At 61.7% G+C, this 26,050-nt stretch carries 20 protein-coding genes; 16 read left to right on the top strand and 4 right to left on the bottom strand.

What is annotated here, in order from left to right; all coding sequences use genetic code 11:
• The 11 genes from smc (at window position 1) to ffh (ending at window position 16,022) form a co-directional block, all read left to right on the top strand.
• A complete protein-coding gene (gene smc, locus CAURIM_RS08375; protein WP_201827870.1) occupies window positions 1-3,504 on the top strand; it encodes a chromosome segregation protein SMC in 3,504 nt (1,167 codons plus the stop codon).
• Between the two features lie 74 nt (window positions 3,505-3,578).
• Complete coding sequence (gene ftsY / locus CAURIM_RS08370) at window positions 3,579-5,441, top strand: signal recognition particle-docking protein FtsY (RefSeq protein ID WP_201827873.1); 1,863 nt, start codon at window positions 3,579-3,581, stop codon at window positions 5,439-5,441.
• Between the two features lie 188 nt (window positions 5,442-5,629).
• Window positions 5,630-8,611, top strand: coding sequence for a DUF4040 family protein (locus CAURIM_RS08365; RefSeq protein ID WP_201827876.1), 2,982 nt, complete (start codon window positions 5,630-5,632; stop codon window positions 8,609-8,611).
• A complete protein-coding gene (locus CAURIM_RS08360; RefSeq protein ID WP_010190439.1) occupies window positions 8,608-9,045 on the top strand; it encodes a cation:proton antiporter subunit C in 438 nt (145 codons plus the stop codon). The genes CAURIM_RS08365 and CAURIM_RS08360 overlap by 4 nt, the downstream gene beginning before the upstream one ends.
• Window positions 9,046-10,587 (top strand): monovalent cation/H+ antiporter subunit D family protein, encoded by a 1,542-nt coding sequence (locus tag CAURIM_RS08355; protein WP_201827879.1) that lies wholly within the window; start codon window positions 9,046-9,048, stop codon window positions 10,585-10,587.
• A complete protein-coding gene (locus tag CAURIM_RS08350; protein WP_201827882.1) occupies window positions 10,588-11,142 on the top strand; it encodes a monovalent cation/H+ antiporter subunit E in 555 nt (184 codons plus the stop codon).
• Between the two features lie 14 nt (window positions 11,143-11,156).
• Window positions 11,157-11,429 (top strand): cation:proton antiporter, encoded by a 273-nt coding sequence (locus tag CAURIM_RS08345; RefSeq protein WP_201829545.1) that lies wholly within the window; start codon window positions 11,157-11,159, stop codon window positions 11,427-11,429.
• Window positions 11,430-11,433: 4 nt separating this feature from the next.
• Window positions 11,434-11,802 (top strand): Na+/H+ antiporter subunit G, encoded by a 369-nt coding sequence (locus tag CAURIM_RS08340; RefSeq protein WP_070445486.1) that lies wholly within the window; start codon window positions 11,434-11,436, stop codon window positions 11,800-11,802.
• A 127-nt stretch (window positions 11,803-11,929) separates the two neighbouring features.
• Window positions 11,930-12,268, top strand: coding sequence for a P-II family nitrogen regulator (locus CAURIM_RS08335; protein WP_070445489.1), 339 nt, complete (start codon window positions 11,930-11,932; stop codon window positions 12,266-12,268).
• Window positions 12,269-12,270: 2 nt separating this feature from the next.
• Window positions 12,271-14,370 (top strand): [protein-PII] uridylyltransferase, encoded by a 2,100-nt coding sequence (locus tag CAURIM_RS08330; RefSeq protein WP_201827884.1) that lies wholly within the window; start codon window positions 12,271-12,273, stop codon window positions 14,368-14,370.
• Window positions 14,371-14,420: 50 nt separating this feature from the next.
• Window positions 14,421-16,022, top strand: a complete 1,602-nt coding sequence (ffh, locus tag CAURIM_RS08325) for a signal recognition particle protein (protein ID WP_070526920.1) — start codon at window positions 14,421-14,423, stop codon at window positions 16,020-16,022.
• Window positions 16,023-16,087: 65 nt separating this feature from the next.
• On the opposite strand, the gene CAURIM_RS08320 is transcribed toward ffh, so the two are convergent.
• A complete protein-coding gene (locus CAURIM_RS08320; RefSeq protein WP_201827887.1) occupies window positions 16,088-18,340 on the bottom strand; it encodes an acyltransferase family protein in 2,253 nt (750 codons plus the stop codon).
• Between the two features lie 294 nt (window positions 18,341-18,634).
• Between CAURIM_RS08320 and rpsP the strand changes: the two genes are divergently transcribed.
• A complete protein-coding gene (gene rpsP / locus CAURIM_RS08315) occupies window positions 18,635-19,159 on the top strand; it encodes a 30S ribosomal protein S16 (protein WP_070445501.1) in 525 nt (174 codons plus the stop codon).
• 59 nt (window positions 19,160-19,218) lie between these two features.
• Here the strand turns inward: rpsP and CAURIM_RS08310 are convergent, their stop codons facing one another.
• Both CAURIM_RS08310 and CAURIM_RS08305 read right to left on the bottom strand, forming a co-directional pair.
• Window positions 19,219-19,884 (bottom strand): TetR/AcrR family transcriptional regulator, encoded by a 666-nt coding sequence (locus CAURIM_RS08310; RefSeq protein WP_201827890.1) that lies wholly within the window; start codon window positions 19,882-19,884, stop codon window positions 19,219-19,221.
• A gap of 23 nt (window positions 19,885-19,907) precedes the next feature.
• Window positions 19,908-20,306, bottom strand: a complete 399-nt coding sequence (locus CAURIM_RS08305) for a cupin domain-containing protein (protein ID WP_201827892.1) — start codon at window positions 20,304-20,306, stop codon at window positions 19,908-19,910.
• Window positions 20,307-20,339: 33 nt separating this feature from the next.
• Here CAURIM_RS08305 and rimM point away from each other — a divergent pair, with 33 nt between their 5' ends.
• Genes rimM through CAURIM_RS08285 form a run of 4 tightly spaced genes read left to right on the top strand, consistent with a single transcriptional unit; the run spans window position 20,340 to window position 24,381 of the window.
• Window positions 20,340-20,840, top strand: coding sequence for a ribosome maturation factor RimM (gene rimM, locus CAURIM_RS08300; protein ID WP_070643806.1), 501 nt, complete (start codon window positions 20,340-20,342; stop codon window positions 20,838-20,840).
• Window positions 20,837-21,679 (top strand): tRNA (guanosine(37)-N1)-methyltransferase TrmD, encoded by an 843-nt coding sequence (gene trmD, locus CAURIM_RS08295; protein ID WP_201827895.1) that lies wholly within the window; start codon window positions 20,837-20,839, stop codon window positions 21,677-21,679. Before rimM ends, trmD begins: the two co-directional genes overlap by 4 nt.
• A 1-nt stretch (window position 21,680) precedes the next feature.
• Window positions 21,681-22,049, top strand: coding sequence for a hypothetical protein (locus CAURIM_RS08290; protein WP_201827898.1), 369 nt, complete (start codon window positions 21,681-21,683; stop codon window positions 22,047-22,049).
• 40 nt (window positions 22,050-22,089) lie between these two features.
• Complete coding sequence (locus tag CAURIM_RS08285; RefSeq protein WP_201827901.1) at window positions 22,090-24,381, top strand: Tex family protein; 2,292 nt, start codon at window positions 22,090-22,092, stop codon at window positions 24,379-24,381.
• 258 nt (window positions 24,382-24,639) lie between these two features.
• Here the strand turns inward: CAURIM_RS08285 and CAURIM_RS08280 are convergent, their stop codons facing one another.
• Window positions 24,640-25,779 (bottom strand): HNH endonuclease signature motif containing protein, encoded by a 1,140-nt coding sequence (locus CAURIM_RS08280; RefSeq protein ID WP_201827904.1) that lies wholly within the window; start codon window positions 25,777-25,779, stop codon window positions 24,640-24,642.
• Window positions 25,780-26,050: the final 271 nt, after the last annotated feature.

Here is a 26,050-nt window from a genome sequence, read left to right as displayed (position 1 = left end):
ATGCACCTCAAATCGCTCACGCTCAAAGGATTCAAGTCCTTCGCGTCCGCGACGAACCTGAAATTCGAGCCCGGTATCTGCGCCGTGGTAGGCCCGAATGGCTCGGGTAAATCAAACGTCGTCGATGCGCTCGCGTGGGTCATGGGTGAAGGCAGCGCCAAGACACTGCGCGGCGGCAAGATGCAGGACGTCATTTTTGCCGGTGCCGGGGACCGCAAGGCCCTCGGCCGCGCAGAGGTCACACTGACGATTGACAATTCCGATGGTGCCTTGCCCATCGAGTATTCAGAGGTTTCCGTCACCCGCCGCATGTTCCGGGATGGCGCGAGCGAATATGAGATCAATGGGGCGAAAGCGCGCCTCATGGATATCCAAGAGCTGCTGTCTGATTCCGGCATTGGCCGGGAGATGCACATTATCGTGGGCCAGGGAAAACTGGCGGAGATTCTGGAATCCCGCCCGGAAGATCGCCGCGCCTATATCGAAGAAGCCGCGGGCGTGCTCAAACACCGCCGCCGCAAAGAAAAAGCGCAGCGCAAGCTGACGGGCATGCAGGCCAATCTGGATCGCCTGCAGGACTTGACCGATGAGCTGGGCAAACAGCTCAAGCCGCTGGCGCGCCAAGCGGAGGCCGCCCAACGTGCAGCCACTGTGCAAGCGGATTTGCGCGATGCCCGCCTGCGCCTTGCTGGTGACCGTGTGGTACGGTTGCGCGCGACATTCGATGACGCTGAGAAACGCGCGGCGGTGCTCGCCGAGCAGGTCGAGGAAGTGACAGCCCAGCTGGAAGAGGCGACCGAGATCCAGCTTGAGGTAGAGGCCGAGTTGGGGGATGTCACGCCGCGCGCGGAGGCCGCGCAGAAGCTGTGGTTCGAGTTATCGACCCTCAGCGAGCGAATCTCTGCCACGCAGCGCATCGCGGCCGAGCGCGCCAGCAACGTTGGCTCACAGGTGGCCTACGCGGGCCAGGATCCGGAGGAGCTCGAGGCACGTGCCCAGCGAGCCGATGAGGAGCACGAAGAGTTGCTGGCCGCGGCCGAAGAGGCTGCAGAGCGCTTGGAATCTATCCGGGAGGAAGTGGCCGAGCGCCGGGAAGCCTTCGAGGCTGCTGATAAAGAACACATGGCGCAACTGCGCGCCATTGCGGATCGCCGTGAAGGCGTGGTTCGCCTCATCGCCGCCGAGGAGAACTTGGCGGGTCAGGTCAGCTCCGCGGAGTCTGAGTTAGCGCGTCAGGAAGAGACTTTAGCGAATACGAAGTCGCGCACTAGGGGAGCGCAGACGGAAGCCGATGAGGTGGCGGACAAGCTGGAGCACTTGGCTGCCGAGCGTGAGCCGCTGGAGGAAGCGCATGTGCGCGCGGCCAGCGAATCTGCCGCGGCCGATAAACGCTTGGAGCAGCTGCGTGATGCCCAGCGGGAGCACGAGCGTACCGTCTATAGTTTGCGCGCTCGGATCGATACCCTTGGCCAGACCGTTCCGGAAGCACTCGAGCTGGGGGAGGGATTCAAACCTCTCGCAGAGTTCATTTCTACTCGCTATGAGACAGCCGTTGCGGCAGCACTCGGTTCCTTTGCGGAGGCCCAAGCCGGCGCGGTGAGCGGGGACATCGTGCGCGACTTGGCGCAGGCGAGCCGCACGCCGCTGATCGACGTCGCTGCGGAACCCACCGGTTCAGCCTGGCGCCTTGACGCGGACTTGCCCTCCGGGGCGAGCTGGCTGCTGGATCACATGGTCTTGGTCCCGGAAGTATCGGCGGCGGTGACGCGGTTGCTCTCCGACGTGGTCCTGGTTGATGACTATGGCGCGGCCCGTGAACTTATTGCGGAGGATCCGCGCTTGCGTGCTGTGACCTCTGAGGGCCTGCTCGTCGGCGAAGGCTGGGTGGAGGCAGGAACAGGCGCCGTCTCCACCGTTGAGGTAAGCGGCCAGATTGCGGAGGCCGAGCAACAACTGGAATCAGCCACTCATGAGCTGGAGGAGCTATCCGGCACGCTCGAAGGCGCGAAGCTGGCGGCGGACGATGCACGCGTGGGTGCGGCGAGTGCCAAGGCCGCACTGCGGGAGCACGATCACGAACTCGAAGCGTGGAAGCGCGATCACCAGCGCTTGCTCAAGCAGTACGAGGCAAACAAGGCTGAGCATGAAAAAGCCGCCGCCCGAGCCACGGATATCGAGGTGCAGTTAGCCCGCCTGCGCGAAGAATTGGCGGAGGCGCGTGACCGCTTGTCGCGCGTGGACGCTGAAGAGCAGGCTGATGAACCCTCCTCGGTGGAACGCGATGCTGCCTCGATGGCCCTGGAACAGGTCAAGGCCATGGAGGTAGAGGCCCAGATGGCGGCCCGCAGTGCGGAGGAAAAGGTCGGCCAAGCAGCGGGCAGGGGAGAGGCCCTGCGGCGCCAAGCCCAGCACGAACGCCAGGCCAAAGCCCGCCACGACCAGGCGATGGCCCGCCGGCAAGCACAGGCGCGGTTGGCGGGGACTGTCGACAAGCATGCCCAAGATTTGGCTGCCCGGACCGCGCAGGCACTCGAGCGGGCCGCCGAGGAACGCGATGAGCTGGTCACCCAGCGCGGCGTGCTGCAGGGGCGTGCACAATCGGCGAAGCAGGCGGTCTCCTCGACCCGCCAGCAGCTTGATCGCCTGACCGACTCCGCGCATAACTCTGAGATTGCCCGCAGCCAGGCCCAAGTGCGGGTGGATGAGGCCGAGGGCAAGATCGTGGAGCAGCTCGGCATTGCTATCCCCGACCTGCTCAAGGAATACACACCGGGTGAGGACTTCGATCGCTCCGCCGAAACCAAGCGGTTGAAGCAAGCCGAGAAGGACCTCAACTCCTTGGGCAAGGTCAACCCGTTGGCCTTGGAGGAGTACAAGGCTCTGGAGGAGCGCTATAGTTTCCTGTCCACGCAATTAGATGACGTGATTCAGGCCCGCAAGGATCTGACTGGCGTTATCGAAGATGTGGATGCGCAAATCTTGCAGCTGTTCACGGATGCCTGGCATGACGTGGAAGCGGAGTTTCCCAAGGTCTTCCAGACGCTGTTCCCGGGCGGCGAAGGTCGTCTCATCCTCACGGAGCCGGATGACATGCTGGCCACCGGCATCGAGGTGGAGGCCCGCCCGCCGGGTAAGAAGGTGAAGCGCTTGTCACTGCTCTCGGGCGGCGAGAAGTCCTTGACGGCCCTGGCTATGCTCGTGGCGATTTTCCGTGCGCGTCCCTCACCGTTCTACGTCATGGATGAGGTGGAAGCCGCGCTTGACGACGTCAACCTGCGCCGCCTCATCGCACTTTTCGAGGAGCTGCGTAAGGATTCTCAGCTCATCGTCATTACCCACCAGAAGCCGACGATGGACGTGGCCAACGTGCTCTATGGAGTGACGATGCGCGGCGATGGCGTGACGCGCGTGATTTCGCAGCGCATGTCCCGTGCTGGTGAGGCGCCGGGCACAGCACAGGCGGCGGAGGACGCCACACGTCTCGGCGTGGATGCCCCGCGCTAGGGTGGGGCTTGCGCCCAGCACTTTTCACCCTCCTTATCGTGCCGGATGTGGACAACCCTGGCACTATGGAGGGCATGAATACTACTTTTATGTGGATTGCGATAGCAGTCATCGTCCTGATTCTGCTCGTGGTCTTGTTCGTTGTCTTGGGCAAGAAGCGCGGCGAGTCAAAGAAGGTTTCCTTCGAAAAGCCTGCGGAGGAGCCTAAGGAGCTGACCCAGCAACAGAAGTCCGGCAACTACCAGGCCAAGTCTGGTTTTAATTTTGCCCCGGCTGGCGGCGGCGCTACCAAGGAGCCTGTGCCGGCAGCTAAGGGCGAGGAGCCCATGCCGGCCGAGCCCAAAGCTCAGCCGCAAGCGGAGAGGAAGTCTGAGCAGCGTGATGCCACCGAGCTAGCGAACGCTCAGCTCAAGGGTGAGGAGGAGACACCGAAGGCAGCGAAGCCTGCGGCGGAACCGACGCCTGAGGCAGAGCCGAAGTCTCAGGCAGAGCCGAAGCCGGAACCCGTCGCAGACGCGAAGCCGGTGAGCGCGCCGGAACCGGCTGCACAGAAGGAGTCGGCAAAGGTAGAAGAAGAGAAAGATTCTTCCGCTGGCGTTGTCGCGGCAGGTGCCGCGGGCGCTGCAGCCGCTGGTGCTGCCGCTTCCGGCGCCGCTGCTGTTGATAAGGATGAAGCGGACACGGAGGAAACTGTCCCGGCCAGCGAACCGGAGACTGTTGAACCGGAGCCGGTAGCCGAAGCCCCAAAGGTAGAGGAGGAGACTCCGGAGGCACCTGAGGTTCCGGCTGAGGAGGAGCCTTCCGTCCAGTCTGAGGCCGACGAAGAAACAGCGGCAGAGGCAGAAGAAGTAGAAGCCGATGCCGATGCAGAGGCAGAGGAGGCCGCCGCGGCGGCGGGGGCCCAGGCGGCGTCGGCAAGCGCGGCACTTGAAGCTGAGCCGGAGGAGCTAGAGGTATCCGACGACGCTGAGGTGGTTGAGGCTCCGGCAGCCCAGCCGCAGGAGGATATTGCGCCGGCTGCCGGCCGCTTGGGCAAGCTGCGCGGGCGCCTGTCGCGCTCGCAAAACGCCATCGGCCAGGGCCTCATGGGTATTCTCTCCGCTGGTGACCTGGATGATGATGCCTGGGAGGACATCGAAGACACCCTCATCATGGCGGATTTGGGTACGAAGTCCACGATGCAGGTCACTGATTCTCTGCGTGAGAAGATTGCGGAGCGCGGAGTCAGTTCCGAGGCCGAAGCCCGCGCCATGCTGCGTGAAGCCCTCATCGAGGTAGGCCACCCGGAGATGGACCGCTCCATCAAGGCCATGCCGAACGATGGCAAGCCAGCCGTCATCATGGTCGTCGGCGTCAATGGCACCGGCAAGACCACCACGACCGGCAAGCTGGCCCGCGTGCTCGTGTCGATGGGCCACAACGTCTTGCTCGGCGCGGCGGATACCTTCCGTGCAGCGGCTGCGGACCAGCTGGAGACCTGGGGCCGCCGCGTGGGCGCTACCACCGTGCGCGGCAAGGAAGGCGCGGACCCGGCTTCCGTGGCCTTCGACGCAGTGGCCGCTGGCGTTGACCAAGGCGTGGACGTCGTTCTCGTTGACACCGCTGGCCGTTTGCACACCTCCGTGGACCTCATGGACCAGTTGGGCAAGGTCAAGCGCGTAGTAGAGAAGAAGACGGACGTCGATGAGGTCCTGCTCGTCTTGGACGCGACAGTGGGGCAGAACGGTCTGACCCAGGCCCGCATCTTCCGCGATGTCGTCGACATCACCGGCGTTGTCCTGACCAAGCTCGATGGCACAGCTAAGGGAGGCATCGTCTTCCAGGTACAGGAGGAACTCGGCGTGCCGGTCAAGCTCGTGGGCCTCGGCGAGGGCGCAGATGACCTCGCACCGTTTGAGGTTGAAGGCTTCGTTGATGCCTTGCTGGGGGAGAAGTAGGACCTTATAGATCCCTGGGCTAGACCTAAGTTCTTTCGAGACGCAGCGCCTCCTTTGCGGGGCGCTTTCGTCATCTTCGTCCCATTAAAAATGTGCTTTGGGGGAGGTCACAATGGTAGTCTAGGACAGTCCTGTCTATGTGAGGCTGATTAAACAGCCCTAACAACGGTTCGTGAGGCTACTCTTTCGTGACACTCTTGTATGTCGTCCTCCTCGCAGCTGTCGCAGTGGCGCTAGCACCAGTAGCCGTCAAGGCTGCTGATCGCGCAGCCGGCTACCCGCTAGCCGGCATTTTTATTATCGCCGCGGCACTGTTGGCTAAAGAATTTCCGGCACTGGCCCGTGGCGAAGAACTGTCCTATTCCGTGACGTGGGTGCGTGATGTCATCACGCCAGGCGTCGACGTCAATCTCGCCTTCCGGGGCGATGCGCTGGGCATCTTCTTTGCCATGTTGGCTCTCGTCATCGGCGCAGTGGTGTTCACCTACTCTGCGACCTACCTGCCCAAAGGCAAAGGCAACGTCAGTTTTTATGTGCTGATGACAGCGTTTACGCTGTCGATCCTCCTGCTCGTGCTGGCTAACGACGTCGTGGTGCTCTTCCTGGCTTGGGAGCTGGTATCGCTGGCGTCCTTCATGCTCATCGCGCGCAGCGGTAAGTCCGGCGAGGCCGGTTCGCAGCGCACGCTGATCCTCACCTTCATCGGCGGCCTTACCTTGCTCACGGGCGTGGCGATTGCCGCAACCGCAGCGGGGACGACGAACCTTGAGGGGATCTTGGCCTCTGATGTGTGGGCCGAGCGCCCGGGCTTAACCACCGGGGTTGCCATTCTCATAGCGGTCTCGGCGTTTACCAAGTCCGCGCAGTTCCCCTTCCACTTCTGGCTGCCGGAGGCCATGGCGGCTGCCACGCCGGTCTCGGCCTTCCTGCATGCGGCAGCAGTGGTTAAGGCCGGCGTTTACTTGTTGATTCGTTTCTCCACCATCTTCCATGATGTTGCGGCGTGGAACTGGCTGCTTATCGTCGCCGGTATGGGTACCGCCGTGATGTCGGCGGTCTTTGCCGTGCAGAAGACGGACCTGAAGAAGCTGACCGCTTATTCCACCGTGTCCCACCTGGGATGGATTGTGGCCACGATTGGCGTTGGCACCCCCTTCGCCATCGCGGCGGCGCTCGTGCACACGCTGGCGCACGCGCTGTTTAAGTCCTCCATCTTCATGCTCATTGGCGTCATCGACCACGAGGCCGGTTCCCGCGATATCCGCCGCCTCGGTGTGTTGTGGAACAAGATGCCGTGGACCTTTGGCTCCATGCTCATTGGTGCCGCCTCCATGGCGGCGGTCCCGCCGCTGTTCGGCTTCGTGTCGAAGGAAGGAATGCTCACCGCCTTCGAGGAAGCTCCAATCGGTTCAACTGGCCAGGTGCTGCTGCTCATCATCGCCGGTGTGGGTGCGTTCTTCACGTTTACCTACTCCGCCAAGATCGTCTTCGGTGCCTTCTTCGATGGCCCGCGCAACATGTCGCATGTTCATGAGGCGCCGGTGAGGCTGTGGCTGCCCGCGGCGCTGCCCGGTGTGATGTCGGTGCCAATTATCTTCGTCATGGGAGTGCTCAATAAGCCACTCGATAACATCGTGGCGGCCATCGGCATGGAGGGCCATTCCCACCTCGCGCTGTGGCACGGCCTGAACGTCCCGCTGCTTATTTCTGTGGTGGTGCTTATCGCTGGCATCATCGCGTTGTTCTTCCGCGGGCCGCTGTGGACCACGATGGAGGAGCGCCAGCTCCTACCGCGCACCGGTAACCAAATCCTGAAGTGGATTCAGGACATGTGCGCAGCCTTCGGCCGTTTCGTTGGCCGCATGTCCGATACCCACAACCCGTCGAAGCTGATCCTGCCGATCATCCTCCTAGTCATCATCCTTGCGGGCTCCGCTCTGGTGTCCACGGGTGTCGATGGTGTGGCTCTCAACCCGCGTGTGGACGGCCTTGATAATCCGTGGGACCTGCTGCCGCTGGGAATCGTGGCGCTGTCCATGTTTGGTTTGGTGCGTACACGCAACCGCCTCACAGGTGCAGTAATGATTGGTACCGCGGGAACCGGCGTGACTTTACAGATGTTCCTTCTCGGCGCACCCGACGTGGCCCTGACCCAGTTCACGGTGGAGGCGCTGTCCGTCATCGTCATGATGATGGTCCTGCGCTACCTGCCGGAGAAGTTCCACCCCGTGCAGGACACCAACCGCAAGGTGGGCTCCATCGTCGTAGCCGTGCTCGCCGGGCTCACCGCATTCCTGGGCGTGTGGGCACTGATGGGGCGCCACGAACGCTCGGACCTGGCCATGTGGTACCTCAACAACGCTCCGGATATTACTGGTGGCGACAACGTAGTGGCCACCATCATCGTGGAGTTCCGTGCACTCGATACCCTGGGCGAGCTGTCAGTGCTGGGCATGGCCGCTGTGGTTATCGCTGCGGTCACCTCGACGCTGCCGCGCTTCCCGTTCACCTCCGGCACACGCCCGGCTCCGTTCGGCCAGTCGCAGCTCAACTCGGTGCCGCTGCGCAAGGGTATTGCTGTGGCCATCCCGATCTTGGTGGTCATGTCCTTCATCGTCTTCTACCGCGGCCACCAGGCTTCCGGCGGCGGCTTCCCGGCGGCACTCATCATGGGTGCGGCCATCGGCTTGACCTACCTCTCGCGCGGTACCGATGAGATTGTCTTTGGTCGCATGACCCCGATTCACCTCACCGGCGTGGGCATCATTGTGGCGCTGGTGGCTGGCTTCATCGGCTACATCCCGACGTCGCATAGCTCCGGTGGTTTCCTCACTGCCATCCATGGCCACGCCCTGGGGCAGCACTGGACGACGTCGCTCATCTTCGACCTGGGCATCTACCTCGCGGTGCTGGGCATGCTCACTATGGCCATCAATGCTTTGGGTGGCTACCTGCGTCCAGGCACTGAGCGGGACTTCTTGCCGTGGGTCCACGATGATGATTCCGCGCTGCCGAACACCCCGCGCGTGGTCATGGAGGATGTCGACGACCCGTACCCCGAGTCCATCAACCCGTCTTCAGACCCAACGGCGTTGCTCAATGACTCCGAGGCGCGCCACCGTGCGTCCTCGCCTCACTACACTTCGGCTAAAGAGGAGAAGAACTCATGATCCTCGCACTGACCATTGCTTTGCTCATCGGTAGCGCCGTCTACCTCATCCAGCAGCGCGGCCTCGTGCACATCGTGCTGGGCATGATGGCCTTCGGCCACGGAGCTAACCTCATGCTCTTGGCCACCGGCGTGTACTCATATCGCGGAGAGTCCTTTCCATCGCAGGTGGGCATGGACCAGATGGCGGACCCGCTGCCGCAGGCCTTTGTGCTTACCGCCGTGGTGATTTCCATGGCTACCTCGACCATCCTGCTGACCATGGCGGCGATGGGCGCGAACGACGACACGGACGTCGTTGAGCCGGTGGATGACAACACCATTGACCACGCTTTCTCCACGCTTGGACGAGACACCCAGAACCGGGAGATTCTGGAGCGCTCGGCCAACAAGATGGATCGTTTGAAAGAACTCGAACAAGAGGAGGACAACTAGATGTATGACACCGTAAGCGCCCTCCTCCCGCTCTTCCCGGCGGTTCCCCTCGTATCGGCGGCGCTGGCGCTTCTTGCGCCATGGCACCGCGTGCGCGATGCCATCATGCTCATCGTTCCGGGCGTGGGTATCTTCGCTTCCTTTGCACTGTTGCTTTACACCATGAACAACGGTGTGGTGGCGCACAGCGTGGGCAACTACGTGGGCAACGCAGGTATTGCCTTCGCGGCCGATAGCTTCTCAGCACTGATGCTCATCACGACGATGATCGTGGCCTTCGGCGCCAACTGGTTCGCCATCGTGGGCGGTGAGACCAAGTCGCGCTACTACCCATCGCTGACGCTTATCTTGATCACCGGCGTGTGCGGCGCCCTGCTCACCGCTGATCTCTTTAACTTCTTCGTGTTCATCGAGGTCATGCTGCTGCCCTCCTATGGCCTCATCACCATGTCCGGTACCTGGTCACGCTTGGCTGCCGGCCGCGCCTTCGTGTTGGTGAACTTGTTCGCCTCCACGCTTTTGGTGGTTGGCGTGGGCTATATCTACTCAGTGGCTGGCGTAGTTAACTTGGCGGCGCTGACAGGTGCTGCCGCCGGTAGCGGTCCGGTGACGGTGGCTTCCGGCATCATCGTTATCGCCATCGCCGCGAAGGCTGGCGTGTTCCCCGTGCAATCCTGGCTGCCGCGTACCTACCCGGGCACGTCGGCTGCGGTCATGGGACTCTTCTCGGGCCTGCACACCAAGGTCGCGGTGTACATGCTCTACCGCCTGTGGGTGCAGCTGTTCGATATGGACCAGCGCTGGGGAACGCTCATCATCGTCATCATGATCATCTCCATGGTGGTGGGCTCCTTCGGTGGTTTGGCTGAGAACTCCATCCGCCGCGTGCTGGGCTACCAGATGCTCAACGGTATGCCCTTCATCCTGGTGATGATGGCCTTCACCACCCACGATGCCCAGCGCGCGCTGGCCGCCGGAATCCTGTACACGATTCACCACATGCTCACGGTAGGCTCCCTCATCTTGGCTTCTGGTGCTATCGAGGAGACGTACGGTACGGGCAGGCTCAACAAGCTTTCTGGCTTGGCGCGCCGTGATCCCATCATCGCGTGGATCTTCGCCGCAGGTGCCTTCTCCGTCGTGGGCTTCCCACCCTTCTCCGGCATGTGGGGCAAAGTCCTCATCGTCGCGGAAGTCGCGCGCACCGGCGGGGCATGGGCATGGACCGTCATCGCGGTGATTATCATCGCCTCCTTCGCCGCGTTCCTAGCCATGCTGCGCGTGTGGCGCCGCGTCTTCTGGGGCAAGGATTTGCCCAAGGAGAAGGTGCCCGATGAGCTGGTGATCCGTAAGAAGCTGATGGCGCCCTCGGCAGCGTTGATCCTGGGTTCGCTGACCATGTTCATTCTCTCCGGTCCGGTCATCAGCGTCACGATGGAAGCCTCAGCGGACTTGTTGGATACGGAGGCTTATGCAGACGCAGTGCTTGGCGACGACCCCGTAGCCTTACCCGACATCGATTCCCTTCAGGAGGGCCGTTAAATGAAGACTGCAGTGCATGCCGTTGTCTACGCGCTATGGCTGATCAAGGAAATCTTTGTCGCGGGTTTCTCGCTCGCCGCGGAATCCTTCAAGCCGCAGAATAGCTACCGCCCGGTAGTGGTGCGGTACCCCTTGCGCGTGACCGGCGCGTGGGAGATCTTCTGGTTCACCTCGTCCATTACCGCGACCCCAGGTACCTTGTCCTTGGGCTTGCGCGAGCCGATTGCAGAAGGCCTGCCGCGTATCGTGCTGGTTCAAGCGGTCATGGGGGATGACCCAGCCAGCATTATGGAAGATCTGGCGGATATGGAGGAGCGCCTCGCCCCGCAGGTGAAAGGGATTGACTATGGCGTTCCTGGGCAGGGTCCCACCAAGGAGCTCGCCTCTACGTTCTACGAGTATCCGCTGGATACACTGGGCCGCCATATGCGCGCACCCGATATCGCGAAGGCGGACGATACCCCGCTTGCCGCGCACGATGTGGAGAAGTATTCCGTGTGGCCCCTGCGCCAGGTTGCGCAGAACAAGGATGCCCGAAAGGATGATAAGAAGTGATTGATTTTTCCTCGATGAGCGCCTTTCAATGGGTAGTCTTTGTCTGTATTTTCCTCATCGGCGCATCGGTGTGCGCGGCGTTGGTTTTGGCCTTGCGCTCCCGTGATGAGCTCACCCGCACCGTGATGAGTGACATGGTCTTCTACGGCATGTTGTGCATGTATATTTCGTGGTCCATGACTAATCACGCGTCCATCGTCTATGACATCGCCATGCTCGCGGCTATTGCGGCCGGCGTGCTGCCGACGTTGTCGATGGCCCGCATCATCTCGAAGGGCAGGAGGTAAGACCATGACTATCCCGGAGATTATCGCCTCGATTCTGTTGGTCGTGGCCACGGTCTTGGTCATTGCGACCGCTATTGCCTTGTGGCGTGCGCCTGATGCATTGACCCGCGTTAACCTGTTGGGGCCGACGGTCGGCTTGGCCGTCCCGCTGCTGCTTGTGGCGAAGGTAGTCGTGGATTTTGCCGAGAACGGGTTTTCCCTGTGGTCGCTGATCAAGGTCATGATCGCGTGTTTCGGCGTGTGGATCATCGCCTCGGTGGGCTCCTTCTACATGGGACGCTCCATCTACGGTGTGACCGTCACTGATGTGAAGTACGCCAAGCGTATGCGCAAGAGTGCACAGACCGTTGAGGCCTCTGAGGAGGAGGTTTAGCGCGAACTTTGGAAGTTCGTCTATGGCGCATGGGGCTTCGCACCGCCGCCACACCCACGACGCTAGGATGAATCCTGCACCAACCGTCCAGCCGCGGGTCGACACCGCCGGAGCTAAGGAGTAACAGATGAAGCTCATCACTGCCATCGTCAAACCGTTCACGCTGCCGGACATCCGTGAGGCCTTGGAGCAGCACGACGTGCACGGCCTGACCGTGACCGAGACCCAGGGTTTCGGCCAGCAGCGCGGCCACAGCGAGGTCTACCGTGGCGCCGAGTATGCCACCGACTTCGTGCCCAAGGTCAAGCTGGAGGTAGTCACTTCCGACGAGCAGGTGGAGGATATCCTTTCTGCCATCGTTGACGCTGCCTATACCGGAAAGATCGGTGACGGCAAGATTTGGATTACTCCTGTTGAGGATGTCATCCGCGTGCGCACCGGTGAGCGCGGCGAGGCAGCCCTGTAGAAGTGTCTACGGCCGCTCAACTGCGTGAGGATGCCTATGCCTCGGCGATAGAGCTGACGCAGTCTCTGCAGCTTCCGTCCGGCTGTGCGCTTGCCGCTACGGGTTCTTTCGCCCGCCGGGCGATGACCCCTTTTTCGGATCTTGATCTCATCCTCCTTCACCCGGATGATACGGAGCTGCCCGAAGATGTGGTCGCTGAAATCTGGTACCCCATCTGGGATGCCAAATACCGGCTCGATTATGCGGTGCGGACCCCCAGCGAATTTGGCGCTATCGCTGGTTCCGATCCCGCCGCCGGCTTCGCGCAGCTGGATCTGGCCTTCGTTGCCGGCGACAAGCAGCTCGTGGACTCCACCCGCGCCCAGGTCTATGCCTCGTGGCGCCGCCTACTGCAGAGCAACTTCGACGCTTTCGTCGACCTCGCCATTACTCGCTGGCGCCGTTCTGGCACCCTGGCCACGATGACCCATCCGGATATTAAAAATGGGCGCGGCGGCCTGCGCGATATCCAATTCCTGCGGGCGCTCGCCCTTGGCAACCTCGCGGATGCCCCAGCACTTGAGGAGGAGCAGGCCTTGCTTCTCGACGTCCGCACGCTCCTTCACGTCACCGCCCGGCGGCACCGCGATGTTCTCGACCCTGAGTTCGCCGCGGAGATCGCCCACGAGCTTGGTTTCGTCGACCGCTATGACTTGTCCGCGGCCGTGGTCACCGCGGCTACCGCGGTAGATAGAGCCGTGGAGAGGGCATTGGCGACTGCCCGGGGAGTCGTATCCAAGCGCAGCCACAACCGCACACGTAAGCCCCTCGATATTGGGGTGGTTGATGCCGGAGGCGAGATCCGTCTCGCTCGTACCGCGGACTTGGATGAGCCGTGGCTGCTCTTGCGCGTGGCCGCCGCCGCAGCACGCTCGGGCAGAAGCGTTCCGCCCCATGTCTGGGAGCAGCTGCGCGAGTTACCGGAGCTGCCCGAACGCTGGCCCGCCGCTGCGACGGATGCATTCTTTAGTTTATTGTCCTCGCCGCTCAATACCCCGCGCCTCATTCAGGAGATGGATGCTCACGGCTTGTGGGAGCGGCTCGTCCCAGAGTGGGAACACATCCGAGGGCTGCTGCCGCGCGAGCGCACGCACGCTCATACCGTGGACTACCATTCCATCCTTACCGTCGCGCGCTGTGCAGAAGCACGCACCTCCGTAGCGAGGCCCGATCTGCTGCTCTTGGTGGGGCTCTACCACGATATCGGGAAAGGATATGGTCGCCCGCACGAGCTGGTGGGGGCGGAGATGGTGGCGCGTGCCGCGGCCAAGCTTGGCCTCGACCTGGCGGATCGCTCCCGCGTGCAAACCGTGGTCGCTGAGCACACCACTCTGGCGCGCATCGTCTCCCGTACCGATCCTGTATCCGATGAAGCCCGTGACGAGCTCCTCGAAGCCGTGCGCTATGACTACCTGACTCTAGCGCTCCTCGTCGTACTCGCCCGCACCGATGCTGAATCCACCGGTCCCGGCGTGTGGAACCGCAGGCTGGAGAAAGGAATCGATGCGGTCAGCGGCCGCGCTTTTGCACAGCTAGAAGCTCTGCATCCAGTTCGTCCTCTGGTTGCCGCCGACCGCGACATTGGACTGCGCCACAACCCCGAGGATGACAGCTTTACCGTCCTGTGGCGCGGCAGCTATCAGAGGGAGGCCGTGCGTGCGTTGGCACTTATCGCCGCGTTGGGCTGGAACATCCTCTCCTCGCGCCTCGTGCGCACTGAGGAGGGCTATGCCGGTGAGTTTGATATTCGCGCTCTTCACGGTGCCATTGACCTCGCGACGGTAGAGGAGCGCCTCGTGCAGTCCTATAAATCAGGGACCTATACCGTGCTGCCTGATTTCGTACCGGGACCGGCGACGGCGATGTGGACTGGGGGAGTCTTCGAGGTTCGCATCGATGACTACCCAGGTACCCTCGGCCACGTGCTCGCGCTGCTTCCGGAGTGCGAGTGGCTATCCACCACCACGCCGGGTGCCACGATGGTGCTTCACGCCGTGCCGCTTGGCGACATCCCCCGCGCTACGCTAGTCCGGAATGTGACCCAAGCACTGGTCAACGGCTAAGCTGGGGAAGTTATAAATTTATCCACGATAGTTGAGGGAGCACTTTTAACGTGTTTGAGTCTTTGTCTGACCGCTTGCAATCAGCCCTGTCCGGCCTGCGCGGCAAGGGCAAGCTGACCGAGGCGGACATCAATGCCACAGCACGCGAAATCCGTCTGGCGTTGCTGGAGGCGGACGTCTCGCTCAACGTCGTGCGCGGCTTTATTAAGCGCATTAAGGAACGCGCGGCAGGCGCCGAGGTTTCCGAGGCACTGAACCCGGCGCAGCAGGTAGTCAAGATCGTCAACGAGGAGCTCATCGAGATTCTAGGCGGCGAGACCCGCCGCCTAAACCTGGCGAAGAACCCGCCGACGGTCATCATGCTCGCCGGCCTTCAGGGTGCTGGTAAGACCACCTTGGCGGGCAAGCTTTCCAAGCATCTGGCTTCCAAGGGGCACACCCCGATGCTGGTGGCTTGTGACCTCCAGCGCCCGGGCGCGGTGCAGCAGCTGCAGATCGTCGGCGAGCGCGCCGGGGTAGACGTCTACGCTCCGGATCCTGGCACCTCCCTGGATTCCCACGAGCATGAGATGGGTACCTCTCATGGGGATCCGGTGGACGTCGCCAAGCGCGGTATCGAAGAGGCCAAGCGCACCCAGCACGATATCGTCATCATCGATACCGCCGGCCGCCTCGGCATTGATGAAACCCTGATGACGCAGGCCCGCAATATCCGCGACGCCGTCAACCCGGACGAAGTCCTCTTCGTCATCGACTCGATGATCGGTCAAGACGCAGTGCAGACCGCCGAGGCCTTCCGCGATGGCGTGGACTTCACCGGTGTCGTCCTGACCAAGCTGGACGGTGACGCTCGCGGTGGTGCGGCGCTGTCCATTCGTGAGGTCACGGGCAAGCCCATCATGTTCGCCTCCACCGGTGAGAAGCTCGAGGATTTCGATGTCTTCCACCCGGAGCGCATGTCCTCGCGAATTCTGGGCATGGGTGACCTGCTGACACTGATTGAGCAGGCGGAATCCAAGCTGGATCAGTCCAAGGCGGAGGAAGCCGCCAAGAAGATGGGCTCCGGCGAGATGACGCTCAATGACTTCTTGGACATGATGCTCATGGTGCGCAATCTGGGCCCGATGGGCAACCTGCTCAAGATGATGCCCGGCGGCAACAAGATGAACCAGATCGCCGACATGGTCGACGAAAAGCAGCTCGACCGCATCCAGGCCATCATCCGCGGTATGACGCCGGAGGAGCGCGAGAACCCGAAGATTCTCAACGCTTCGCGCCGCAAGCGTATTGCCCTCGGTTCTGGTGTGAGCGTTTCTGACGTCAATCAGCTCATCGAGCGCTTCACCGAAGCCAAGAAGATGATGTCGCAGATGGCCGGTCGTTTTGGCATGCCGGGCATGGGCGGTGGGCGTTCCGCTACCAAGAAGAAGCCGAAGGGCCGCAAGGGCAAGAATGGTAAGCGCAAGCCGCCGAAGCGTCGTGGTGGGGGAATGCCTGGCATGGGTGGCGGGATGCCGTCGATGCAGGAACTGCAGAAGATGCAGGAACAGCTCGGCGGCGGCATGCCCGGGCTAGGCGATATCAAGATGCCCAAGGGCATGGAGAATATCGACCTCAACAACCTGGACTTTGGGCAGGGCAAAAAGAAATAACGAAGAATGCAGCAGCATTCTTCGTTAAGAAAGGGCCGGCGCTTTTTAGCGCCGGCCCTTTTGGATTAAATGGCTTTATCTGCTGGATATGCAGGATAGGGGATAGGCACCGCGGGTGTGGCCGGTGACGTCTCAGCGGTCTGGGGCACCATGGGACTGTCCGTCGGAATCTGCGGGGGCTGCTGCTGCACCGTCTCGCCATTGAGGAAGGGGGTGATGGCTTCACGGATGAGCGGGATGGCCGAATCCGCAAAGGCCTTGGTGAAGTGGTGCATATCGCGGTAGACCATGATGTTGCCGATGATGACCGGGCAATCGCCGTTGGCATCGCAGAACCACTTCGAGGTGTCCACGGCCAGCATGTTCTTGTACTGGGAGAGGACTTCGGCGCCGGGGTCATAGGGAGCGTAGACCTCTTCGAAACGCATGCCGCAGCCGAGGGAATCCTGGGTGGCTACGTAGCATTCATCAAACTGGAGGCCATTGCCGTGCTCATCGAATCCCCACGGGTTATCACGGAAGCCCAAGAAGGGAATATCGTGCTTGGCCAACTCGTCCCAGAAGGCCTTATAGCCGGGCGGGACAGCGTCTGGGCCGTGACCCAAGGGCTGACCGGGGCGCGTTGAATTAGAAACTACGAGGGCCGGGTCCGCGTCGATAATGCGCTTGACCGCTTCCTTGCTCCACTCGGCGCAAGAAGGCTTGACACTCAGTTCATCGCCGAGCTCAATGGGGCAACCCACGCGGGTGAGCGGAACCAGCTTGAAACCCATCTCGCGGCCCAAGTGATCCAAGGCCGAAGAGTACTGCTCCGCGTGCGAACCGCCTACTAAGTAGACCTCGACGTCGGAATCAACGTCACCAAAGATGCACGGCGTCACGCCGTCCTTCTGGGTCTCGATGAAGTAGTCCGTTGGCTCTTGTTCCGGGATGAAGCACCAGTTATCGGCGACTGGCGGCTGGATGCCACGCGCGAGAATCGGATCAGGCTTGATCTCTACGTTCTCAGGCGGCGTGATGTTCTCGACGAAGGTCGTTGCCCCTGGGTAGAGCTTCGGGTCGAGGATTTCGTGGTTCGCCTCCTGTAGGCTGCGCAGCCACAGCGGTTGAACGGCCACGAGTGCAACGGTGCAGGCGGCGACGACGACTCCGCCAACGCCGCGCAGAGCGCCGGTGCGCGTGCGAAGGTCGGCGAAACCGCGGTGGACGGGGAGGTCGTCGGCAAGCGGGCGTTTGCGGTGCTGGCGCAGGGGCTTTTCGACGAAACGGTGCGTCACGTCCGCCAAGCCCAGCGACACCACGATGATGATGGATCCGAGCCACCACGGAGGAGTCTCAAGACCGAGCGCAGCGATGGAAATGATGAGTAGCGGCCAATGCCACAGGTAGAGCGGGTAGGCGATATCACCGAGCCAGCGAGATACCCGGGTGGTGAGCACTCGCGAGAACGACCCGCCAGAACCAATGATGATGAGTACTGCACCGCCGATGGGCAGAAGAGACAGCGGCCCAGGGAAGGCCAAGCTGTCGGAGATAAGTAGGCCGGTACCAGCCAGAGCCGCCAAGCCGAGAGCCGTGGCGAGGTTGGACAGGCGCTGCGGCATGCGCAGGTGCGAACCATAAATGACGAGCACTGCGCCCAAAGTCAGCTCCCAAGCGCGAGACCATGTGGAGTAGTAGTTTTCGGGGGTGCCGAAGAGTCCGTCGCGGGATGCATAGGCAAAAGAGACGACGGTAACTACGAGGAGAATCGGGCCAGCGATGGAATTAATGGAAGAGAAGCGCTGTTCTCGTAACCCCGTGTTCTTTGGGCGCAGGCGCATGAACGCGGCCAGGCCGAGCGCGAAGAAGATACCCAACAGGTAGAACTGGCCCTGCACTGCCATGGACCACATGTGCTGCAGAGGCGATGTTGTTGCTGAAGCGGCGGCGTAGTCAGCGTTCTGCCGTGCCAATTCCCAGTTCTGGTAGTAGAAGACCGTCGCAGTGATCTGCTTGGTGAGCTCCGTGTTCATGAGCTTCGGCGCGAAGAGCCGGACAAGCACATAGCTCACGCCGATGACGAGCACGAGGGAAGGAACAAGCCGGCGGAGCGTGCGCCAGATGGGCCACCACGGGTTCAGGGAGGCATTCGGCCGTGCGGCATAGCGCAGCTGCGAGCCTAAGAAGAAGTAACCGGAAAGCAGGAGGAAGACATCGACGCCACCTGAGACACGACCAACGAAGACGTGGTACAGAACAACCAAGGCGATCGCGATGCCGCGGAGGCCGTCAAGGTCGTAACGGTAGCGGAATGTAGAGGGGGCTTGTTTATTCATAAAAAGAGGAGTGTGTGGCGTCGAAATAACCGCATTACAGACTACCCCCTTCGCGGGGTAAGGCCTAACTCTGCAAGAGCTAAGGGGGATTTCCTATCTTGTGTGGGTTCCGCTAAAGTTGGTGGGGTTGTTCACGCACAGCGTGGAGGACACATAAAACTTCATCTCTGCGTAACGCCGGTACCGCCTACGGACGGCCGGCACGTCACGCGCAGGATAAATCCAAGGGTTGAACCGGCGCGCCACCAAGCGGCGCGTGTCTGAACTGCCCGGTGACTAGAAAAGGAGCCAATCATGGCCGTTAAGATCAAGCTGCAGCGTATGGGCAAGATCCGCAACGCTGAGTACCGCGTTATCGTCGCTGATGCACGCACCCGCCGCTCCGGCAAGGCTATCGAGAACATCGGTATCTACCAGCCGAAGCAGGAGCCGTCCCTGATCCAGATCGATTCCGAGCGCGCTCAGTACTGGCTGGGTGTCGGTGCACAGCCGACCGAGCCGGTTCTCGCACTGCTCAAGGTGACCGGTGACTGGCAGAAGTTTAAGGGTCTGCCGGGTGCAGAGGGCACCCTGAAGGTTGCTGAGGAGAAGCCGTCCAAGCTGGACCTCTTCAACGCTGCTCTGGCTGAGGCCAACAACGGCCCGACCATCGAGGCCATCACCGAGAAGAAGCGCAAGGCCAAGGAAGAGGCTGAGGCTAAGGCTGCCGCCGAGAAGGCTGCTGAGGAAGCCGCTGCCGCTGAGGCTGCTAAGGCCGAGGAAGAGGCCGCTAAGGCTGAAGAGGCCGACTCCGCTGAGGCTGAGGAGTCCGCAGAGTAATTTCTACTCGGCTAAAAGATTATCCCCGCTGACCTGTCGGTCGCGGGGATTTTTAGTGCTTAGGATCGCCCGGGGTGGTGCGCTTCCAGAGGATTGTCGAAGTCCAAGCCGCGGACAGCGGAGGCTATGACCGATTGCGCCAAGGCTTCCACCTTTTCCTCCGGTAGCGACCTCAAATGACCGCTGAGGCACAAGACTGTGAAACCGTGCACAGTGGACCAGCCGGCCAGGCAATTCTGCATCATGTGTTGCTTACTGGGTTCCTGTCCGATGGAGCGCGCATACTGCTCCATGTAGCCGTAGAAATTGAATGTGGCCTGCACGCGTAGGTCCTCGCTGGGGCCCTCGGCCGCGGCCGCGAGTCCAGCTGGAATATCAAAACCGCTCGTGGCCATCATGCACTCGAAGAAGTTCTGCTCCTCCAAGGCGTAGTGGTAGTAGGCAAAACCAGCCGCCATCATCTTGTCGACGATGGTGCCTTCCGTCTCTTCGAAGGCCTCGCTGAGCTTGGTAATGAGTTCGTAGGTGGCGACGTCCGCGACGGCATCGAGAAGCGCGGCTTGATCCTTGAAGTGGCGGTAGGCGGCAGTAGGGGAGACACCGACCGCGCGCGTTGCGGCGCGAATCGTCACCGCCTCCGGTCCTCCCTCCCGGCCAAGCTTGATGGCCTCCTGGAGGATCTCTTCATGCAAATTTCCATGGTGATACGGCTTCGAACTACTCACACTATAAGAATAGTACTAAAAGTCTATACATTCGCGCTAGTGTGTGGTGTCAACATGGTGAGCAGCATGAGTGCAGGTTCCTCGCTACATGTCACCGCATGCGGCACGTACGCCGGAAGGTGCACTATGCGTCCGGGAGCGAGCACCTCATCTTGTTCCTCGCAACTAAAAATCACCGATCCCCGGAGCACCTGCACGGTGATGGGGTGTGCGGCCTTGTGATCAGGTAGGTCTTGTCCCGGCAGGAATGAAAAGAGGATGAGGTTTGCGCCGTCGGCACTGAGGACCCTCTTAACGGCTGGTCTGGGGCGTGTGGGGTGCGGCTCGGGGGCCTCATCGAGCAGATTCAGCGTTGTGAGGGCGGCACTGTTGTGGGAGGCGTCGCCAAAGGCGGTTGCATCATTGATGGGAAGCTCAGTCACGCCGCCCCAGCGTAGCCCGTTAAGCTAGCAGGCATGGAACTACTCATTGGTCGCGTGGTGAAATCCCACGGCATTAAAGGCGAGGTCTCCGTCGAGGTGACCACCGATTCCCCTGAGACCCGATTCGCCGTCGGCGAGGTCCTTCACGGTAAGCAAGGTAAGAAGGAACATGAGCTCACCATTGCAGCGGTGCGCGCCCACAAAGGACGCCTGCTCATCACGTTTAAGGAAATCCCAGACCGCACGGCCGCGGATTCCCTGCGTGGCACCCAGTTCTTCGCCGAACCCCTGGATGACCCAGAAGACGACGGCTTCTATGACCACGAGTTGGAAGGCCTGCGCGTCCTCCTTGATGGCAAAGAGGTGGGTGAGGTGACCGGCGTGACGCACGGACCGACGCAGTCCCTCCTAGAAGTCACGCTCACCGAAGGCAAAGAAGCGCTCGTGCCCTTCGTGGAGGAGATCGTGCCGGAGATCGATCTGGAGGCAGGGACCTGCACCATCACCCCGCCGGAAGGGCTGCTCGACCTATGAGGATTGACGTTCTCACCATTTTTCCGGAGTATCTCGACCCGCTGCGCCACGCGCTGTTGGGTAAGGCCATCGAGCAGGGGAAGCTCGCGGTGGGCGTGCATGACCTGCGCCAGTGGGCCACCGACGTGCACAAATCCGTCGATGATTCTCCCTATGGCGGTGGCCCCGGGATGGTCATGAAGCCTGAGGTGTGGGGGCCGGCGCTTGACGACGTCTCCTCCGGCACCGCCTCCACCCAGGACCTCCAGAGCGCTCTGCCGCACCTGAGCAAGCCGCGCCACGATGACATCCATGGCGTCGAGGCGCGCTCTTATGGTGAAAGCGAGGATTCGGACAAACCGCTGCTCATCGTGCCGACCCCTGCGGGCACGCCCTTTACTCAGGCCGATGCGCAAGCTTGGTCCGCGGAGGAGCATATTGTGTTTGCGTGCGGGCGCTACGAGGGCATCGACCAGCGCGTCGTCGACGATGCGCAACACCGCTACCGCGTGCGTGAGGTCTCCATTGGCGACTACGTGCTCATCGGCGGCGAGGTAGCTGTTCTCGTCATCGCTGAAGCCGTCGTGCGCCTCATTCCTGGTGTGTTGGGGAACCGGCGCTCGCACGAAGAAGATTCCTTCTCCGATGGCCTGCTGGAGGGTCCCAGCTACACCAAGCCGCGCGAGTGGCGCGGTCTCAAGGTTCCGGACGTGCTGACCTCCGGTGACCACGCCCGTGTGGACCGGTGGCGCCGCGAGCAGTCGCTGGCGCGGACGTGGCAGCGCCGCCCAGAGTTGCTGGATGCAGCGGAGCTAAGTGACGCCGATCGCGCCTACCTGGAAACCTTAAAGGAGGATTGAGATGGACGTGAGCACTGACTTGTCAATACTTATGACCGAAGCTGAATGGAACAAGGTCCTCGAAAATATGCCGCAGCGTTTGCGTGAAGGCGGAGTCGAGCCACAGGACATCAACGCCGAGGTCGTGTCATTTACCTGCGAACCCGACAACATTCTGGTCAACGAGTACATGGATAAGCACGGTCAGCCACCGGTGGGTGAGCACGTGTGGAGGGTCATCGTCAACGGCTCTTCAGATTTACCGCTGACGAAGGTCACCGCGGCCGTCGCGGACTGTTTGCCGCCGCACACATTGTGGTACGGGACCTCAGAGATTGGTCACACCGAGTTTGGGCTGGGCACTTCCTGCGCGTGGCAGGGCGGGGTATAGGGTGAGAAGGTCTTAAGTCCCCGACCCATAAAGAGGTTTTGTGAATATCGCAGCCACCATCGCTGGAGAGCTAGGCGTCAAAGAGCAGTTTGTCGAAGCCGCCCTCAAGCTCATGGCGGAGGGTAACACCGTTCCGTTCATCGCCCGTTACCGCAAGGAAGCCACCGGCGGGCTGGATGACTCGCAGCTGCGTATCATCGAGGAACGCTCGACCTACCTGCGGGAACTGGAGGAGCGCAAGGAAACGGTGCTCGCCGCGATTGAGGAGCAAGGCAAGCTGACCGATGAGCTGCGCGCACTGATCCAGGGCTGCGAGACCAAGGCGCGCCTGGAGGATCTGTACCTGCCGTATAAGAAGCGCCGCAAGACCAAGGCGGATATCGCGCGCGAGGCAGGACTTGAGCCGCTGACGGACAAACTCATTGAGAATCCTTCGGCGGATCCGGCCGAGCTGGCAGGGGAGTACCTCACTGAAGGCTTCGAGGAAGCGAAGAAAGCCCTCGAGGGTGCTCGCGCTATCTTGGTGGACCGTTTTGCACTGGACGCGGACCTCGTCGGCGAAGTGCGCGAGCGCATGTACACCAGCGGTTCCATGAATGCCGGTGTGATGGAAGGCAAGGAAACCGAGGGCGCGAAGTTCAAGGACTACTTCGAGTTCTCTGAGCCTTTCGACAAGCTTCCCTCGCACCGCATCCTGGCGCTGTTGCGTGGTGAGAACGAAGGCGTGCTGCAGCTCAACCTCGATGCCGGCGATGACGCCATGTATGAGGGCATGATTGCGGAGCGCTTCGACTTGGACGTTGCCACCTCACGCTGGCTTGCCGACGCCGTCCACTGGGGCTGGCGCACCAAACTCTCCATCTCCTCGGGCCTCGACGTGCGCATGCGTCTCAAGGAGAAGGCCGAGGAAGGAGCGCTCAAGGTCTTCGCTACCAACTTGCGCGATGTTCTGCTGGCCGCCCCGGCGGGCCAGCGCGCGACGCTGGGCTTGGACCCGGGTTACCGCAATGGCGTCAAGTGCGCGGTCGTCGACCCGACGGGCAAGGTCCTTGCCACCACCATCGTCTACCCGCACCAGCCGCAGCAGAAGTGGGCTGAGGCGGTGAGGGAGTTGGCGTCGTTAAGCGCGGCTCATTCGGTGGACCTCATGGCGATTGGTAATGGCACCGCTTCGCGTGAGACGGAGAAGCTCGCCGGTGAAGTCGCGGACCTCATCGCGCAGGCGGGTGGGAAGCGGCCGAACCCGGTCGTGGTCTCGGAAGCCGGTGCATCGGTGTATTCGGCTTCGCAGCTGGCGGCCGATGAGTTCCCCGACATGGACGTCTCCCTGCGCGGCGCGGTGTCCATCGCGCGCCGCCTGCAGGACCCGCTGGCGGAGTTGGTGAAAATCGACCCGAAGGCCATCGGCGTGGGGCAGTATCAGCACGATGTCAATCAGGTCGCGCTCGCCCGCACCCTCGATGGTGTGGTGGAGGATGCCGTGAATGGCGTCGGCGTGGACCTTAATACCGCCTCGGCTCCGTTGCTGGAGCGCGTGGCCGGAGTGAACTCCACGATTGCGGCCAACATCGTGGCCTATCGCGATGAGAATGGCACGTTTGCTTCACGCAAGGAGCTGAAGAAGGTCCCGCGCTTGGGGCCGAAGGCCTTCGAACAGGCGGCTGGCTTCCTGCGCATCAATGGAGGTAAGGACCCGCTCGATGCCTCGGCCGTGCACCCGGAGGCCTACCCGGTGGTGGCGCGCATCGCGGATAAGACCGGGCTGGGGGTTTCGGAGCTCATCGGCAATTCGCGCGTGTTGACGAAGCTGTCGCCGGCGGACTTTGCTGACGATACCTTCGGTGTGCCGACGGTGACGGATATCATTGCGGAGCTGGACAAACCTGGCCGCGACCCGCGCCCAGAATTCAAGACGGCTACCTTCAAGGAAGGCGTAGACAAGGTCTCGGACTTGAAACCGGGCATGATTCTGGAGGGCACCGTGACCAACGTTGCGGCCTTTGGTGCCTTCATCGACGTTGGCGTGCACCAGGACGGGCTTGTGCATGTGTCCGCGATGAGCCACAAGTTCGTCTCTGACCCGCATGATGTGGTCCGTTCGGGCCAAGTGGTGAAGGTCAAGGTCATGGAGGTCGACGTGGAGCGCCAGCGCATTGGTTTGTCGCTGCGGCTTGACGACGAACCCGGCCAGCCCGCCCCCAAGCGCCGCAACGGCGGCGGGCGTTCCGAGGGGCGAGGCGGCCGTTCCGGCCGGCGCAACGGAGGGCGTGGCCGCGCGGACCGCGGCGGCGGTGGCTCGATGGCCGATGCCCTCAAGAAAGCCGGCTTTTAAAGCTCATCTAGTCACGCGCCACAAACCCCTGACCGTTCAAACGGTTGGGAGTTTGTGAGTTTTTCGGCGGGCTGTTCTGCACGGACGGTGCATTGGACACGCCCATGGGATGGAGCGATCGCCAAAGAGTCGGAAGGCCTCAAGAAAGCTGAGGTTTCCGCGTGGCGCAGGGCTGAGTCCGCCGTGTTAAGAGGACATTCCGTGCTGGTGGGGAGCCGGTTCGGGGTGTGGACGTGTGCGGCTAAGCTGCCGCGAAGACTATCCGGGCGGCGACACAGTGCTGGGTGGTGATGGGTGTGGGTCCGGCGGATCGGGTGGTTGGCCTGGAGGAGTGCGCGTCGGGCTCGTGGCCTGCCGGTTTATGGCTTCTTGGTAGGCCGGCTGCCCGGTAATCGGTGTTCCCCAGGGCGGGATATAGTCAACGGGTCCTCTCAGCCGAAAGACATAGCCTCGGCCGGTTGGGCTGGTGGGGTCATCGTCGTTAATACCGTTGTGATAAGCGCACAACATGGTCAGGTTGGGTGGGTTGGTTTCTCCGCCCGCCTGCCAAGGGATGATGTGGTGGACCTGGCAGTAGTCCGCCGGTTTATTGCAGTCTTCGATAGCACAGGTGGGGTGCTCCGCGCTGGCCATGATACGTTGCTCGAGGCTGGCAAAGCGCGAAAGTCGGTGCAACCACACCGGGCCGATAGTGGGGTGGACCAGTGTGGCGTAGCCAGTTTCGGCGAACTTGTAGGTGAGAAACTCCGCGCCGCTCATGCGCCCGCCGTTGGTGAGCTCGAGTTCGATGTCATCGCCGTCATGACGGACGATTTTGTCGAGCTCATCGAGTGTTATCACGACGTTCGTTCCCACCGCCGGCCGAGACCCCACACCTTCTTTAAAGAAGACCTGACGGGTGGCGTCCAAGAGGTCGGTGGGGTTAATGGACTCCAGGGTGCTACGCATGGTGGAGATGTTCAGCGCGGAGTCGGTAACCGTGAGCGAGTACGGGCCGTTCTTGCGGTAGGTAAGGCGCACCCCAGGCGACGGCACGCGTTTCGGTTTGAGTTCCTTCAAACGTTCCGCCGCCACTGAAGGAATCCGTTCTGAAGGTGTGGATGCAAGTGTGACGCGCACATTCCAGACGTCGAGTTGCTTCTTCAGTTTGGCGGCGTAGGACTCAATGAGGCTTAGTGTGGCCAGGTCGTGGCCTTGGCGTCGGGCTGCTTGGCGGGCGGTGCGCTGCTTGCCGGTGAAGCGGGTATCGCCGAAATAGATGGCATGAAGTGACGCCAGCTCTGCCGCATCGCCGCGTGAGGCGCCCAGCGCGCGCAAGCTTTCGGGTGTGCTGGTTGCTGCTTCCACCAGCGCAATCCCCGAGTTACGAAGGCGGATGTAGGTCTCAATATCCCCCATGGGCACAGAGCCTAAAACAGGCCTTAACGCCTCGCAACCGGAGGGGGGAAACGCCCTGTTCATGTGCCTTGTAACTCGGAGCTCACACGGGAGTAACTAGCACCCACACGGCCAAACGCAGTCACCAGGTCGTGATTCGGAGCTCGCACGGGAGTAACGGCATGGGGTGCAATGACACGAATAGCCATAAGTTTACAGAGCCAACATATTAGGTGGTATGTTTGGTGAAACAAATGAACTAGTGGTCCCGCTTATCGTTGTACTTCCTCTG

This window comes from Corynebacterium aurimucosum, from assembly GCF_030408555.1.
Lineage (GTDB): Bacteria > Actinomycetota > Actinomycetes > Mycobacteriales > Mycobacteriaceae > Corynebacterium > Corynebacterium aurimucosum.
Note: the sequence above shows the minus strand (reverse complement) of the source record. Positions and strands in the feature narration are given on the sequence as shown.